At 68.9% G+C, this 16,527-nt stretch carries 6 protein-coding genes; 2 read left to right on the plus strand and 4 right to left on the minus strand.

Features of this window, described 5'->3' with window-relative positions:
* Positions 1 to 2,475 (plus strand): glycogen/starch/alpha-glucan phosphorylase (locus tag D7X74_RS09755; RefSeq protein ID WP_147446524.1); only part of this gene is annotated, 2,475 nt, incomplete at its 5' end.
* Positions 2,476 to 2,535: 60 nt separating this feature from the next.
* Here D7X74_RS09755 and D7X74_RS09760 read toward each other — a convergent pair.
* From D7X74_RS09760 to dnaE, 4 genes are all read right to left on the minus strand, one after another.
* Positions 2,536 to 4,488 (minus strand): M3 family metallopeptidase, encoded by a 1,953-nt coding sequence (locus tag D7X74_RS09760; protein WP_120532655.1) that lies wholly within the window; start codon positions 4,486 to 4,488, stop codon positions 2,536 to 2,538.
* Between the two features lie 226 nt (positions 4,489 to 4,714).
* Positions 4,715 to 9,664 (minus strand): lamin tail domain-containing protein, encoded by a 4,950-nt coding sequence (locus D7X74_RS09765; RefSeq protein ID WP_147446525.1) that lies wholly within the window; start codon positions 9,662 to 9,664, stop codon positions 4,715 to 4,717.
* Between the two features lie 127 nt (positions 9,665 to 9,791).
* Positions 9,792 to 10,595 (minus strand): SDR family oxidoreductase, encoded by an 804-nt coding sequence (locus tag D7X74_RS09770; RefSeq protein ID WP_120532657.1) that lies wholly within the window; start codon positions 10,593 to 10,595, stop codon positions 9,792 to 9,794.
* 21 nt (positions 10,596 to 10,616) lie between these two features.
* Positions 10,617 to 14,162, minus strand: coding sequence for a DNA polymerase III subunit alpha (gene dnaE, locus D7X74_RS09775; RefSeq protein WP_120532658.1), 3,546 nt, complete (start codon positions 14,160 to 14,162; stop codon positions 10,617 to 10,619).
* Positions 14,163 to 14,407: 245 nt separating this feature from the next.
* Between dnaE and D7X74_RS09780 the strand changes: the two genes are divergently transcribed.
* Positions 14,408 to 16,522, plus strand: coding sequence for a sulfatase (locus D7X74_RS09780; protein ID WP_120532659.1), 2,115 nt, complete (start codon positions 14,408 to 14,410; stop codon positions 16,520 to 16,522).
* Positions 16,523 to 16,527: the final 5 nt, after the last annotated feature.

Here is a 16,527-nt window from a genome sequence, read left to right on the forward strand (position 1 = left end):
CCCCCGCCCTCCACCTCGGGTACGCCCGAAGACAGCGGCCGCACCGGACTCGACGCGGCCAGCGTCCGTCGCGGCTTCTTCGAACACGTGCGTTATTCGCGCGGCAAGAACCCGGAGACGGCCACCCCGCATGACCGCTTCATGGCCCTGTCGCTGGCCGTGCGCGACCGCCTCACCGACCGCTGGGTGAAGACGGCGCGCACCTACTACGAGCAGGACGTCAAGCGCGCCTACTACCTGTCCGCCGAGTACCTGCTGGGCCGCGCGCTGGGCAACAACCTGCTCAACCTCAACATGTACGAGGCCGCCGCCGCCGCCATGCAGGAGGTCGGCGTGGACCTGACGCAGCTCCTGGAGATGGAGCCGGACGCGGGCCTGGGCAACGGCGGCCTGGGACGGCTGGCGGCGTGCTTCCTGGATTCGCTGGCGACGCTCGGCTACCCGGGCATGGGCTACGGCATCCGCTACGAGTTCGGCATCTTCTCCCAGGACCTGGTGGAGGGTCACCAGGTGGAGCGCGCGGACGAGTGGCTGAAGTTCGGCAACCCGTGGGAGATCGTGCGGCCGGAGAAGGCCGTGCCGGTGCGCTTCTTCGGGCGCGTGGAGCACCACCAGGGCCCGGATGGCCGGCCGGTGGCGCGCTGGGTGGGCGGAAAGACCGTCATTGGCGTGCCGTATGACACGCCGATCGCGGGCTACGGCAACAACACGGTCAACACGCTGCGGCTGTGGCAGGCGCGCGCGAGCGCCGAGTTCGACCTGCTCTTGTTCAACGCGGGCGACTACGAGCGGTCGGTGGTGGAGAAGAACGACTCGGAGGTCATCTCCAAGGTCCTCTACCCCAACGACGCGTTCCAGGCCGGCAAGGAGCTGCGCCTGAAGCAGCAGTACTTCTTCGTGGCGTGCTCCATCGCGGACATCGTCCGGCGCTACCTGAAGAACCACAGCGACTTCCGCGACTTCTCCCGCAAGGTCGCCATCCAGCTCAACGACACGCACCCGGCCATCGGCGTGGCGGAGCTGATGCGCGTGCTGGTGGATGAGAAGCAGCTGCTCTGGGACGAGGCGTGGTCCATCACCCAGGAGACGTTCGGCTACACCAACCACACGCTGCTCGCGGAGGCGATGGAGCGCTGGCCGGTGTCGCTGTTCGAGCGCCTGCTGCCGCGCCACCTGGAGATCATCTTCGAGATCAACCAGCGCTTCATGCGTCAGGTGCAGATCCGCTACCCGTTCGACGTGGAGAAGCAGCAGCGGATGAGCCTGGTGGAGGAGGGCCCGGAGAAGAAGATCCGCATGGCCCACCTGGCCGTCGTGGGCAGCCACAGCATCAACGGCGTCGCCGCGCTGCACACGGACCTGCTTCGCCGCGACGTGCTGCCGGACTTCGCGACGATGTATCCGGAGCGCTTCAACAACAAGACGAACGGCGTGACGCCGCGCCGGTGGCTGGCGTGGTGCAACCCGCGCCTGTCCAAGCTCATCACCAGCCGCATCGGTGAGGGGTGGGCCACGGACCTGGACCAGCTGACGAAGCTGGAGGCGCACGCGGAGGACCCGGAGTTCCGCAAGGCGTTCCGCGAGGTGAAGCGCGCGAACAAGGTGGACCTGGCCAACCACGTGCGTGACCTGCGTTGGGTGCAGCTCAACCCGGACGCCATCTTCGACGTGCAGATCAAGCGCCTGCACGAGTACAAGCGGCAGCTCTTGGACGCCATCCACATCGTGGCGCTGTGGATGAAGGCGCGCCGGGAGCCGGCCAGCGTCGTGCACCCGCGCGCGTTCCTCTTCGGCGCGAAGGCGGCCCCGGGCTACCACCTGGCGAAGCTGACCATCCGGCTCATCAACGGCATCGCGGAGGTGGTCAACAGCGACGCGGGCACCACGGGGTTGCAGGTGGTGTTCGTGCCCAACTACCGGGTGAGCCTCGCGGAGCGCATCATCCCGGCGGCGGACGTGTCCGAGCAGATTTCGACGGCGGGCTGGGAGGCCTCCGGCACGGGCAACATGAAGCTGATGCTGAACGGCGCGCTGACGCTGGGCACGCTGGACGGCGCCAACGTGGAGATCCGCGAGGCAGTGGGCGACGAGAACTTCTTCCTCTTCGGCCTCACCGCGGACGAGGTCATCGCGCGCAAGAAGGCCGGCTACCGGCCGCGCGAGGTGTACGAGTCCAACACGGAGCTGCGCGAGGCGTTGGACCTCATCCGCTCCGGCTTCTTCTCCCCCGAGGACCGCAACCTCTTCCAGCCGCTGGTGGACAGCCTGCTGGACGAGGACCGCTACCTCGTGCTGGCGGACTTCGCCGCGTACAGCTCCAAGCAGGAAGAGGTCGTGCGCGCGTACCAGGACCCGGAGAGCTGGTCGAAGAAGTGCATCATCAACGTGGCCCGCGCGGGCATCTTCTCCTCCGACCGCACCATCAAGCAGTACGCGGAGGAGATCTGGAACGTGAAGCAGACGCGGGTGGAGTGACGCCCTGAAGCACCGGGCGCGGGCGGCCTCTCCTGGCCGCCCGCCCCATGCAGCCCGCGGCTACGCGGCCTTGTTGAGCCAGGCCTCGTAGGCGCGGAAGTCGTAGTCGCGGCCCAGGAAGTGATTCACCAGGCGCGCGGCGTCATCGGAGCCGCCCGGCTCCAGCACCGCGCGCCGGTACGCCTGCGCGGGGGCGGGGTTGAGCAGGCCCTGCTTCTGGAACACCGTGAAGAGGTCCTTCGCGATGACGAGCGACCACATGTACGTGTAGTAGTTGGACGAGTACCCATCCAGGTGCCCGAAGGTGAGGTGGAAGTACGTCCCCTCCAGGTACGGGAAGGGGATGTACTGGCCCTGCAGTTCGCGCACGAGCGCGGTGGCGTCCAGGCCCTTCGGGTCGCGCCGGTAGAGCTCCAGGCTGAGCGCCGCGTAGAACATCTGCTGGCGCACGAAGAGCCCCTTGCCGAACTCGTCCGCGCGCAACATGCGCTCCACCAGCTCCGCGGGCAGCGCTTCCCCCGTCTGGTAGTGCTTCGCGAAGGTCTGCAGGCACGTCACGTCGCGCGCCCACTCCTCCAGCATCTGCGACGGGGCCTCCACGAAGTCCCATTCGGTGCGCACGCCGGACAGGCCGGCCCAGTGCGTGTGGCCGCCGAAGATGTGGTGCAGGAGGTGGCCGAACTCGTGGAAGAACGTCTCCACGTCGCCGTGCTGCATCAGCGCGGGCTCCGCGCCAGGCTTGGGGAAGTTGCAGATGAGCGCGCCTTCCGGCAGGCGGTGTCCGGACTTGCCACTGGTCAGCGTGAACTGGGCCGCGTGCTTGTACTTGTCCGCGCGCGGATGCATGTCCAGGAAGAAGCGGCCCTTGAGCGTGGCGCCTTCGTAGACGTCGAACACTTCCACGTCCGGGTGCCACACCGGCACGTCCTTCACCGGGCGGTAGGTGACGCCGAAGAGGCGCGCGGTGAGGTCCAGGACGCCCTGCTTCACGCGCGTGTATTCGAAGTAGGGGCGCACCGTCTGCGAGTCGAAGGCGTACTGCTCCGCCTTCACGCGGTCATCCAGGTAGCCGGAGTCCCAGGGCTCCACCTGGGTGGCCTTCGGGTCGTCCTTCTTCTTGCGCTCCAGCAGCACCTGGTAGTCGCTCTTCATGCGGCTTTCCGAGGCGGTGGAGATCTTCTGGATGAAGTCCCGCGCGGCGTCCGCGGTGCGCACCATCTTGTCCTCGGTGGCGTAGGCGGCCCAGTGCGGATAGCCCAGCAGCGTGGCCAGCTCATGGCGGCGGGCGACGAGCCGGCCCAGCACGTCCACGTTGGCGGGATGGCCGCGCTGGCGGTTGGCGCGCCAGAGCTGCTCGCGGGCCTTGCCGTCGCGCGCGTAGGTGAGGAAGGGCACGAGGTCCGGGTAGTCGGTGGAGATGCGCACCTGGCCGTCCGGGCCCGGAGCGTGCGCGCGCGCGTAGTCCTCCGGCAAGCCGTCCAGCGCGGACGGGGGCAGCGACACCGTGCGGGTGTCCTGGCTGATGTTGCGGCTGAACTCCTGGCCGATGCGGATGAGCTCCTCCTGGAGCGCCTTCACCTTCTCGCGGGTGGCCTCGTCGCGGTCCACGCCAGCGCGGCGGAAGTCGCGCAGCACCTTCTCCATCCACTTGCGCGTGGCCGCGTCCTGTCCGGACAGGTCCACGGCGGAGAGGACGTCGTAGACGCCCCGGTCCATGCGGATCTCGTTGGAGAGGTTCTCGATGGACTGCTCGGCGGCCTCCGCCGCTTCGCGCAGGGCCGCTTCCGGGTGGGTGTGGCGCACGACGCTGGCGCGCGCGGAGGCGTCGTCGAGCGTGGCGGAGGACTCGTCGTACAGCTCCAGCACCTCGCGCGGAGGCGTCTTCGCGGGCAGGGACTTGAGGCGCGCGATGCCGGCGCGAGCGCGGGTCAGGGCTTCCTCGCTCGCGCGGCGGAAGTCCTCCGGCGGGCAGGTGACATGGCGGGCGGCATCGGGGACCAGGGGCTCGGACACGGGCAGGGCTCCTCTGAAGAGGTCCCAAAGCTAATGCGCCCCGCACGCCCGGGCAGCATCCGTGTGAGGGCGGCGGCCCCTTTGTCGGGCGCGGGTGGCCCTCCCCTGCCCTGCTCCTTCGGGGACCGGACAGTCGGGCGGGACTCGGAGACATTGAAACGGCGGAGGCCGCCCCGGCGTGGTGCCGTGAGCGGCCTCCTGAGACTGCGGGGTCAAGGCGAAGGCTTCAGTAGAACTCGAGCGGGCTCGCGGAGCTCTGCGGCTGCCGTATCGCGCGGGTCACGAAGTCCACGGAGTTGTTGTCCGTGTCCTGCCCGTTGCCGCGCGCGGCGTCCGTACCGCCCACGCCCATCGCGGTGGAGGAGGACGTGGACACGGCCTTGCGCTCCAGGCTGCCACCCACCGCCGGATGGCTGGGGGCCGCGGTGCCTTCGGGGGAATTCCCGGTGCCGTACCCCAGCTTGTCCACGTCCACGTACGTCCCGCTCACGAGGCGCTGGACGCGGATGTGGCCGCCAGCCGTCGTGGAGGCGGAGGTGTCGAAGGTGTACGGGACATCCGCGGCGGCCACGCTACCGCCGCTGTAGTTCGCCCCAGCCAGGAGGAAGTATCCGTGGGCGCGAATGACCTTCCCGGCCGGAATGGTGACGGTGGCGCTCCAAAGGGTCCCGGTGGCCGACTTGTAGCTGACCTGCCAGTTGGACAGGTCCACGTCCGCGTTCGTCGGGTTGTAGAGCTCGATGAACTCGTCCGTCGCGGCCGTCCCTGAGCCATTGCCCCCGCTGAACTCGCTGATGACCACGTGGTTCGTCAGCGGCGGCTTCACCACGGGCGCCACCGTCACCGAGCCATAGTTGCCAGCCGGCGGCACGGCGATACCGCTCTGATCGCAGTACACCCACGGCGCCCCCGCGTCCGTGAACCGGTAGCGGAAGCCGTAGCTGTACGTCCCAGCCGTGGGGATGCTCAGCGAAGCCTTCATCTCGTCGTTGTTGGAGCTCGACGGCGCGTAGCCCGCGTTGGGGGTCGCGGACGTCCAGGTCCAGCCCGCGGGGTTGGCCGCGTCCGTGCCGTAACCCAGTTGCGCCTCGATGCGCGGGTAGAAGTCGTTGCCGTTCTGGTTCCGGGTGGTGACGTCGAAGCTGTAGAACTGGCTGAAGATGTCGTAGGCGACGTTGGGAGCGATGCTCGCCGGGTAGTCGGTGCCGGACGGGAACGTCTTCGGGTACTGGATGGCGCAGTAGTTCAGCGGCTTCTCGACGTTCAGCCCGCAGTCGTCGTTGGCCTGACCCGGCGTGCCCCGGTCACCGCCCTCCAGGCTTCCGGATGAATCACACCAGTACCAGGGCCGGGCGCTGCCCTCCGTGCCCACGATGCTGGACGCGAGGCTCATCGCTCGGCCGGTCGTCCGCGGGAAGGCGTTCGTGTAGCTCAGGCTCGTGACCGTCGTCGGGCCCTGCTTGAAGGTGATGGAGCCGGTGTTGTCCAGGCTCAAGGAGGGGATGCCGTACGCGTGGTTCACGAACACGCCCCCGTTCGTCGTCGGGTTCCCGTTCTGGGCGAGCACCACCCGGGCGCCGGGATCGACCAGCAGCCCGTGGCCATGATTCACCGTGATGGACGTGCTCGTGCCCACGCCGTCCACGTGGGTCACCGTCATGCCGTCCAGGTTGAGCAGCTTCGTGCTGGTGTTGGTCAGCTCCATGTATTCGGTCGTCCCGGCGGACGGCGAGTGCATCACCTCCGACAGGGCCAGCTCGCCCGCGCCCGGATGCGGCGCCGTGGCGCATGCCGCCGCGTGACAGACGGCATCCGCGCCGGGGCAGGCCTGGAGCTCCATCTCGCCGTCCTGGCAGGTCGGCGTGCCCGACACCACCACGCACACCGACGTGTAGACCTCCAGCGACGTGCCGTCCTCCGCGCAGGCCGGAGACGGCGGCGTGCACACGAAGCCGTCGCACGGGTTGGTGGTGCCGATGCTCGCGGTGGCGAGCGCGCTGCCATTGCCCGCCCCGTCGAACGTCTTCAGCGCGAAGAAGTACGTCGTCGCCGCATCCAGGCCGGTGACGGTGAAGGACTCCGCCGTGCCCGGTGCCTGGGGCGAGGACACGCCCGTCGCCTCCGTGGCCGCGTCGAACGTCGCGTCGGTGATGGCCGCCGTGGCGTAGCGCAGCTCGTAGCGCGTCGCCGTGCCCAGGTCGCCGTCGTCGCCCGGGGCCGCCCAGTCCAGGCGGATGCTGGAGGCGGACGGCGCGGTCGCCGCGAAGCCCTGCGCGATGGCCGGAGCCACCGCGTCGGTGATGATCAGGTCCGCGGACGTAGAGACCGCCAGGGCGTCCGCGTCGGCCTCGAATTGATACGTGCCCTCGTCGTTCACGATGAGGCCCGCGAAGGTCGCTACGCCATCCACGGTGGTGCTCGTGGGGTTGGCCTGGGAGAAGCTGCCGCCCGCGAGCGCCAGCGTCACGTCCGTCGGGATGTCATTGACGTCGTTGCCATACGCGTCCCGCAGCGCCACCTGCACGTCCGCCAGCGCCTGCCGCACCGAACCCATGGTGGGCGCGGAGATGAACACCAGCGTGTCGATGGCCGCCGGCACGATGGAATAGGTGTGCGAGCCCTTCAGCGCGCCATCCACCACGTCCTGCGCGACGACCTCCTGAGCTCCAGCGGTGAACAGCTCCACGCTGAACGTGTGCCGACCCTCGTCCACCAGCGTGAACGTGTAGGCGCCGGGCAGCACCGCCTGGCCGTCCGAGGACGTGAACGTCACCGTGGAGGCGTAGTCCTTCGCGACGTTGCCGTAGGTGTCCCGCGCCACCAGTTCGTAGCTCAGCGAGCTGCCCGCGACGAACGGGCCGGCCTCCGCGATGACCTGGAAGGACACGGCCGACGTGGAGCGCACATCGGCGTCCACCGTGGCGGTGAGAGCCGGCGTGGCGGTGTCCGTGGCGGTGAGCGACTGCGTCCCCGCCGTCTTGAACACCAGGCCCGTGAAGAGCTTCTGGCCCTGGTCCGCCGCCGTGAAGGTCGCATCCGGGGGCAGCACCGCCTGCGCATCCGTGGACGTGAAGTGCACCGTGCCGGTGTAGTCCCGCACCAGATTGCCGAACGCGTCCGTCAGCGCCACGCTGAACTCGACCGCGCTGCCTGCGTCAATCGGGTCGTTGAAGTTCGACAGCACCAATTCCGCCGCCGCTCCCGCGCGCACGGTGAAGGCATTGCTCGTCTGGCTGAGCGACCCCGCCGTGGCGATGAACTTGAACGTGTCCGCCGTGTCCACGCGCAGGCCCTGGAAGGTGGCCACGCCGTTGACCGCCTCCACCGTCACCGCCGCGAAGGAGGGCTGCCCCACCAGCGTCAGCGTCACCGCGGTGGTCGCCGTGGGGACGACATCCCCGCGCGCGTCCTGCAGCGCCACGCGCACTTCCGCGAGCGCCGTGCCCGCCGTGCCGTCCGCCGGCTGCTGCGCGAACGCCAGCTGCGTCACCTGCGGATCCGCCGTGGACACCGCCAGGCTGTCGGACCGCGTGGAGTTGCCCTGGTTGTCCGTCGCCTTCAGTGCCACGTGGTACGTGGCGCCCGCCGCGAGCCCCGTCAGCGTCGCGGACTGCACCGAGCCCGGAGGCACCGGGCTGCCAATGGCCACCAACGTGCCCGCCGCGAAGTCCGCGTCCGTGGTGATGGGGGCCGTGGCGTAGCGCAGCTCCTGCGACGTCAGCGCCCCCTCGGTGCCGTCGTCGCCCACGCCCGTCCACTGCACCGTGAGGCCCGTCTCCGTCGCCGCCGTCTGCGTCAGCACCGGCTTCGCGGGCGGCACATCGTCCACCACATTGATGTCGGCGCTGCTCGCATCCGGCAACCCGTCCGCGAAGGCGACCAGGTGCGTGGTGCCATGGCCCGCCACGCTCAGCGTCGTGAACGTCGCGACGCCCTCCACCGGCTCCGCCTCCAACGTGCCCGACAGCGTGAAGCCCGCCTGCGGCAGCGACAGCTTCACCGTCGGCGCGCCCACCCTGGCCACGTTGCCGAAGGCGTCCTTCAGCTGAACCCGCACGGTGCCCAGGGATTCACGCGTCGACACGCGCGTGGGCTGCTCCGTGAAGACGAGGAGCGCGGGCGGCCCGGCGACCACGTCCACCGGCAGGGTGAACGCGATGGCGCTCGTGCCGTCGTCAATCATCAACCGCTGGCTTCCGGCGGTCCGGAAGGTGATGCCCGCGAACGTGTGCTGCCCCTGGTCCGCCGCCGTGTACGCATGGGCCGCGGGAAGGGTCGCGGCGGAGTCCGTGGACGTCAGCGTCACCGTGCCCGTGTAGTCCGTCACCGTGTTGAAGTACGCGTCCTGCACCGTCACCTGGAGGTCCTGCGCCACGCCCGCCACCACGGACTCCAGCAGCGTGTTGTAGGCCAGGGCCGCCGGGACGTTGGGGACCACCTTGAAGAAGGTGCTCGCGGCCGGCTCGAAGCCGGGGGCGCTCGCGATGAAGTGGTAGTTGGCGCCCGCCCGCTTCAGCACCACGTCCGGGAACGTCGCCACGCCGTTCACCGCCGTCACCGTCAGCAGGCCCTCCGGGAAGACGACGCCCCCGGAGCCCAGCGACAACGTCACCTCCGCCGTGCCGTCCAGGATGGGCTGCCCGTTGGCATCCTGGAGGACCACCTCCAGGCCGCCCAACGCGACGCCCGCCACGCCATCCGGGATGGACTGCTTGAACGCGAGCCGCGTGGCCGTGGGGTCGATGAACGCCACCGTGGCGACGGCGGTGAGCGCCACCGCCTTTCCGTCCACGTCCTTCACCGACGCCGTCACCGTCTTCACGCCCGTCGCCGTCGACGTCACCTTCGCGACGGTTTCACCGTTGAGCCCCGTCGGCTCCGGCTGGGCCACGACGGAGCCACCCTCCCCCGCCACCGTCACCGTCACCGCCCGCCCGGACATCCGCGAGCCGTCCTTGCGCACCACCGTCACCGTGACGGAGGCCGCGTCCTGGCCGTTCGCGAGCACCCCCGTGGGCCGGTCCACCGCCACCGTGGAGGCCGCCGCGTCAATCACGCCCTCCACCGGGGGCGGAGGCGTCGGAGGCGTTCCAGAATCGCTACAGCCCAGCGACAGGCCTAGACACAGCACGCTCAAACCCAGACAGCGGGCGAGCAGTTCAAAACGTGGGGACATGGAGGTCTCCGTCCAGCGGGGCGCCCCCGCGCGGCAGCGACTGCCTGCGCGGGGTTGCACTGCTTTCTAGCAGACCTCCCCCGACCCCACGAAAGCAGGGCCGGAACATTGCAGCTCAACTGAATGATCAGCCGTTCATCGCCTGGAGGAGCGCGGCGCCGCCCAGCAGGGACTGGCCGCCGTCGCACACCATGATGGCCCCGGTGATGAAGGAGGCCGCGTCCGAGGACAGGAAGAGGGCCAGCCGGGAGATGTCCTCCGGGGTGCCGAAGCGCTGCAGCGGCAGGGCCTCCGCGAGCTTTTGCCGTGAATCCTCGGAAGGCGCGAGTCGGCTCATGCCTTCGGTCCCTTCGATGGGGCCGGGGGTGATGGCATTGACGCGCACGCCCGCGCCGCCCCACTCGATGGCGAGCACGCGGGTGAGCATGTCCACGCCGGCCTTGGCGGCGCACACGTGGGCCTGCATGGCCATGGGCAGGTACGCCTGGGGCGCGGAGATGGTGATGACGGACGCGCCCGGCTTGCGCAGGTGTTCAAAGGCGGCGCGCGACACGTTGAACGTGCCCAGCACGTCAATGTCCATCACCGCCTTGAAGCCGTTGGAGGACATGCCCAGCGCGGGCGCGGGGAAGTTGCCGGCGGCGCCGCACACCAGCACGTCGATTTCGCCGTACGCGTCCTTCACCTGCTGGAGGGCCTTCTCCACGGACGCGTAGTCGCGCACGTCGGCGGCCACGCCCATGGCGGTGCCGTGGGCCTGGAGGCCCTTCACCGCGCCCTCCAGCTTCTCCACGTTGCGGCCATTGATGGCCACCTTGGCGCCCGCTTTCACGAACGCGGTGGCGATGCCCAGGTTGATGCCACTGCTGCCACCGGAGATGAAGGCCGTCTTGCCCTTGAGCAGCCCGTCCTTGAACACGCCATCCGCCATGGAGTCGCTCCTTCTTTCAAATCAGCCGAACTCCACGACCTTCTGCCCGAAGAGCCGGTCCACCGCGAGCAGCAAGTCATCATTCACCTGCACCCTGAGCGTGGTGCCGGAGATGTGCGCCTCTGCCTCCCCCGGGAACAGGACGCTCACGGCGACCGGCGTCGCGCCGGCGTACTTCTTCGCCAGCTCGTTGAGCTTCGCCAGCCGCTCCTCGGTGACGATGTCCGCGGGCAGGCGCAATTCCAGCCGCTTGGTGCGCTTCTCGCGCACGGACTTGAGGCTCTGGATGTCGTCGACGATGAGTTCGGCGGTGGGCGTGTTCTCGTCGCGCTGGGAGATCTGGACGGTGCCTGTCACCAGGATGGGGTCATCCGACTTGAGCAGGTGCTCCCACTGCTCGTAGCCCGGCTTGGGGCCCTGCTTGGACCACTTGCCGTCCTTGCCCATCACGTTGCGCGTGCCGTCCTTGCCCGGGAAGCACACCAGCTCCGTGGAGCCGGACAGGTCTTCAATGGTCACCCACGCCATGCGCTTGCCCGTCTTGGTGGGGCGCTCGCGCAGCACGGTGATGATGCCCGCCACGGTGAGCTTCTCGTCGCGGCGCGCGCGCTGCACCGCGGTGATGGGCCGCGCGTAGCGCTTCAGTTCCTTCTCGTACTGGTACAGCGGGTGGCCGGACACGTAGAAGCCGATGGACTCCTTCTCGAAGGCCAGGCGCTCCTTCTCCGGCCACTCCTCCACCGCCGCGTAGTCGTCCTTGAGGCCGGTGCCAGCGGTGGCCGGGCCGGAGAGCATCCCGAACAGCGAGCTCTGGCCGGCGGCGCGGTCCTTCTGGCTGGCGGAGCCGCGGTTCATCGCGCGCTCGATGGTTTCAAAGAGCTGCGCGCGGGGGCGCTTCTCGAAGTCGAAGGCGCCTGCCTTCACCAGCGCTTCGAGCACCTTGCGGTTGACGCGGCGGCCGTCCACGCGCTCGCAGAAGTCGAAGAGGCTCTTGAAGGGGCCTTCCTTGCGCGCCTCCAGGATGGACTCGATGGCGCCCTCGCCCACGCCCTTGATGGCGCCCAGTCCGAAGCGGATCTTCCCCTCCACCGCGCCGAACGCGAGGTCGGACTGGTTCACGTCCGGCGGCAGCACCTGCGTGCCCGACTCGCGGGCCTCGCCGATGTGCTTCACCACCTTGTCGGTGTTGTCCTTCTCGCTGGTGAGAAGGGCGGCCATGAATTCGCACGGGTAGTGGGCCTTGAGCCACGCCGTGTGGATGGTGACCAGGCCGTACGCCGCGGAGTGGCTCTTGTTGAAGCCGTACTCGGCGAACTTCTCCATCAGGTCGAAGATTTCGCCCGCGACCTTCAGGTCCACGTTGTTGGTCTTGCAGCCTTCCATGAAGCCGGCGCGCTCGGCTTGCATGACCTCGGCCTTCTTCTTGCCCATGGCGCGGCGAAGCAGGTCCGCGCGGCCCAGGGTGTAGCCACCCAGGACCTGCGAAATCTGCATCACCTGCTCCTGGTACACGATGACGCCGTAGGTGTCCTTGAGGACGGGCTCCAGGTTCGGGTGCGGATACGACACCTTCTCCCGGCCGTGCTTGCGGTTGATGAAGACGTCCACCATGCCGGCGTCCAGCGGACCCGGGCGGTAGAGCGCGCCCGCGGCGATGACGTCTTCGAAGCAGGACGGCTTGAGCTTCATCACCATTTCGGTGAAGCCGCTGGACTCCATCTGGAAGACGCCGGCCGTGTCGCCCTTGGCCATCAGCGCCCACATGCTGTCATCGGTGAGCGGGATCTCGTGCCGCTTGATGTCCTTGCCGTGGTTGCGGTTCACCAGGTCCAGCGCGTGCTGGATGACGGTGAGCGTCTTCAGGCCCAGGAAGTCGAACTTCACCAGGCCCGCGGCCTCCACCTCGTCCTTGGCGAACTGGGTGATGAGGATCTTCTCGCCCGGGGGCGAGTACACCGGCACGAACTCCCACAGCGGCTTGTCGGCGATGACGACGCCCGCGGCGTGCATGCCCGGCTGGCGGTGCAGGCCCTCCAGCGCGAGGGCAATCTCCAGCACGTCCTTGGTGGTGACGGGGTTGCCCTCCACCTCACCGATGTTGGTGGGCTTTTCAATCATCTCCTTGAGGCGAGGCTCCATTTCGATGGCCTCCTTCAGGGAGATGTTGAGCACTTCGGGCACGAGCTTCGCGATGCGGTCGCCTTCGCTGAAGGGCAGGCCGAAGACGCGGCACACGTCGCGCAGCACGCTCTTGGCCTTGAGCGAACCGAACGTGATGATCTGCCCCACGTTCATCTCGCCGTACTTGCGGCCCACGTACTTGATGACCTCGTCGCGCCGGTCCTGGCAGAAGTCGATATCGAAGTCCGGCATCGACACGCGCTCCGGATTGAGGAAGCGCTCGAAGAGGAGGTTGTACGGGATGGGATCCAGGTCGGTGATGCGCAGCGCGTAGGCCACGAGCGACCCTGCGCCGGAGCCTCGGCCCGGGCCCACCGGGATGTTCTGATTCTTCGCCCAGTTGATGAAGTCCTGGACGATGAGGAAGTAGCCGCTGAAGCCCATGCGCTGGATGACGCCCAGCTCCAGGGTGAGGCGGTCTTTGTACTGCTGATGGTCGATGGGGTACTGGTGCTTGAGCTCGTCGAAGCGCTGGCGCAGGCCTTCGTACGCCAGCTCCGCCATGAAGGAGTCCGGGGTGTGGCTGTCGGGCACCTTGAACGTGGGGAGCATGGGCTTGCCCAGCTTCAGCTCCACGTTGCACTGCTCGGCGATGCGCTGGGTGTTGTGGACCGCCTCGGGGATGTCCTTGAAGAACTCCAGCATCTCCGTGGGGCTCGTCACGTAGAGCTTGTCGGTGGAGTGGCGCAGGCGCTTGCTGTCCGCGAGCGTCTTGCCGCTGGCGATGCACATGAGCAGCTCATGCGCCCGGGCGTCCTCGCGCTTGATGTAGTGCGCGTCCGCGGTGGCGACGAGCGGGACGTCGATGTCGCGCGAGAGCTGCTTGAGGTTCTCGTTCGCCTTGTCCTGCTCGGGCATCCCGTTGGATTGGATCTCCAGGAAGAACTGCCCGGGCTCGAAGATGTTCTTGTACTCGGTGGCGGCGCGGCGGGCGTGGTCCATGTCGCCGCGGAAGCACGCGCTCGTGACTTCACCGCCCAGGCACGCGGTGAGCCCGAAGAGGCCCTTGCTGTGCTTGGCGAGCACCTCCTTGTCGATGCGCGGGTGGTAGTAGAACCCGTTCATGTACGCGGTGGAGGACAGGTAGCGCAGGTTCGCGTAGCCCTCCTCGTTCTTCGCCAGGAGGATGAGGTGGTGGGCCACCTTCTCTGAACGGTCCTCGCGCCCCTTGGGGCCCGCGACGTAGGCCTCCAGGCCGAGGATGGGCTTGATGCCCGCGTCCTTCGCCTTCTTGTAGAAGTCGATGGTGCCGAACATGTTGCCGTGGTCCGTGACGGCCACGCTCGACATGCCCTTCTCCTTCACCGTCTTGATGAGGTCCTTCATCCGGATCGCCCCATCGAGCAGCGAATAGAGGGTGTGGAGGTGAAGGTGGGTAAAGGACATGAGCGTCAGGTTCCCGGAGTGAAGAAGGCGCCTGAACACTAGAGCCCGCATCCCCTGCTCGCCAGTCCAGTGACAGGGCCAGCGGTTTTCGAAGGACCTCCCACGTCCAGGGGAGCGGATGGCCGGCCGGGAAAACACCCGGAGCGGAATCGAAGCTTCCTCGCCGTCCGGGCGTGGGCATTCGGACCCTCGTCCCACCCTGCCAGGGGTGCCGGGCGTGGGATTCGTGCCCACGCTGCCCCAGGATGCCCGCCACCACCGCCCGTCCACCGACGCTCGCCCGTGCCCTCCTGCTGGGCTGCCGGGCAGGCCTGCTCGTCTTCCTGGTGCTCTACACACTGTGTGCCCTGTTGAACATGCAACTGGGTTACCAAGGGAACGAGAGCCGCATCGTCACCGACTGGGTGTGGACCGAGTGGCGCGACGTGGTGCTGTGGCAGGTGGCCCGGTTGCTCGCGGCGTACTGCACGGTGGGCCTGGTGCTGGGGGCGCTTTTGGGTGCCGGCCTGTGGGCCGCGCAGCGGAGCCGGCGCGCGGTGTTCTGGGGCAGCGGCCTGGGGTGCCTGGTGGTGGAGGGGATGCTGGTGCTGGGGGACATGGCGCGGCATCCGCACGTGTACGCGGCGACGTTGTATGCGCGCTCGGAGGTGACAGCCGCGCTGCTGCGGGGCGTGAGCGGGACGCAGCCGTCGGGCTGGTACATGGCGGCGCTGGTGCTGCCGGTGTTGAGCGTGTTGGCGCTGGTGGCGCGAGCGCTGGTCGCGACGCCGCGCTGGCGCGGGGTGATGGGCGGGACGGCGGCGGCGGTCGTGGTGGCGGGCTTCACCGGCCTGGGGCTGACGCGGGCAGGGCGCGACGTGGAGGGCGCGGCGCCGGTGCGGCCGAACCTGCTCATCCTCGCGTCGGATGGGCTCAGGCCCGACCACCTGTCGGGCAGCGGGTACTCGCGGGCCACGTCGCCGAACATCGACCGGTTGATGGACGAGGGCACGCGCTTCGACGACACGGTGGTGCAGGTGCCGCGCACCGCGCCGTCGTGGACGACGCTGCTGACGTCACAGTGGGCGGGCGAGCACCCGGTGACGCATACGCTGGTGGGCCGCGAAGCGCGCGAGGCGAAGTTCACCACGCTGGCCACGGTGCTGGCGGCGCAGGGCTACCGCACGGCGGTGGTGGCGGACTACGCGGGGGACCACTTCTCCCGCTTCGAGTACGGCTTCCAGCAGGTGTCCGCGCCGGACTTCCGCTTCCCGGACCTCATCCGTCAGCGGATGTTGATCACCAACGTGGCGCTGCTGCCATGGACGGCGCTGGCGCCGGGGCTGTTTCCGGAGCGGGGCCAGTTCCCGGAGCTGACCGACCCCGCCCCCTTGCGCGCTCGGGTGCACCACGTGCTGGAGGACCTGCCGGAGGACGCGCCGTTCGCGCTGGTGGTCTTCGCGTCGTCCACGCACTTCCCCTACGCCGCGCCGTGGCCGCAGGAGGGCCGGTTCGTGGAGCGGGGCTACCGGGGACCGTGGCGCTTCGGTTCGACGCCCCGGATGGAGGTGGATCCGGACGCGCCCGCGCCCACGCCCGAGGACGTGGCGGCACTGGGCGCGAACTACGACGCGGGGGTGCTCACGTTCGATGGACTCGTGGGGAGCCTGTGCAAGGATCTGGAGCGGCGCGGGCGGTGGGACGACACGCTGGTGGTGCTGCTGTCGGACCACGGCGAGCACCTGGAGGACGAGGGCCTGGGACAGGGCCACGGCGACCACCTGTGGGGCCGCGCGGCCCTGCGCATCCCCTTCGTGGTGCGGCTGCCCGGAAGAGTGGCGGCGGGGCGCGCGGTGACGCAGCGGGCGCGTTCGCTGGACGTGGCGCCCACGCTGTTGGAGCTGCTGGGCGTGGACGCGCCGGAGTCATTCCGGGGCCGCTCGCTCGCGTCGCTGGTCCAACCCGGACCGGAGCCCCGGCCGCTGCCGGATGTGCCCGCGCTCATCGAGACGGACCTGTGGTTCAGCGACCGCGACGGGCAGCCATACCAGACCGTGCGCATCCCCTATCCGTGGATCTACGAGACGGCCACGGTGGAGCCGGACACGGGGCAGATTGCACTCAAGCCTGAATGGGAAGGCACCGTGCTCCGCGCGCGGCACCGGGGGCTGTACCTGGGACGGTGGAAGCTCCTGGAGCTGCCCACGCCGGAGGGGGTGAAGGTGCAGCTCTTCGACGTGGTGGGGGACCCCGCGGAGAAGCTCGACGTGGCGGGGGACTTCCCCAATGTAGTGACCGCCATGCGCGCGAAGCTGGCGGCGGAGCGGCCGGATGCATCCGCGGATCCAACCGGGGACGCACAGAGCCCGGGGGTCCACTGAGCGGG

The sequence above is a fragment of the Corallococcus sp. CA047B genome (genome assembly GCF_003612065.1).
In the GTDB taxonomy this organism is placed as follows: Bacteria; Myxococcota; Myxococcia; order Myxococcales; family Myxococcaceae; genus Corallococcus; species Corallococcus praedator.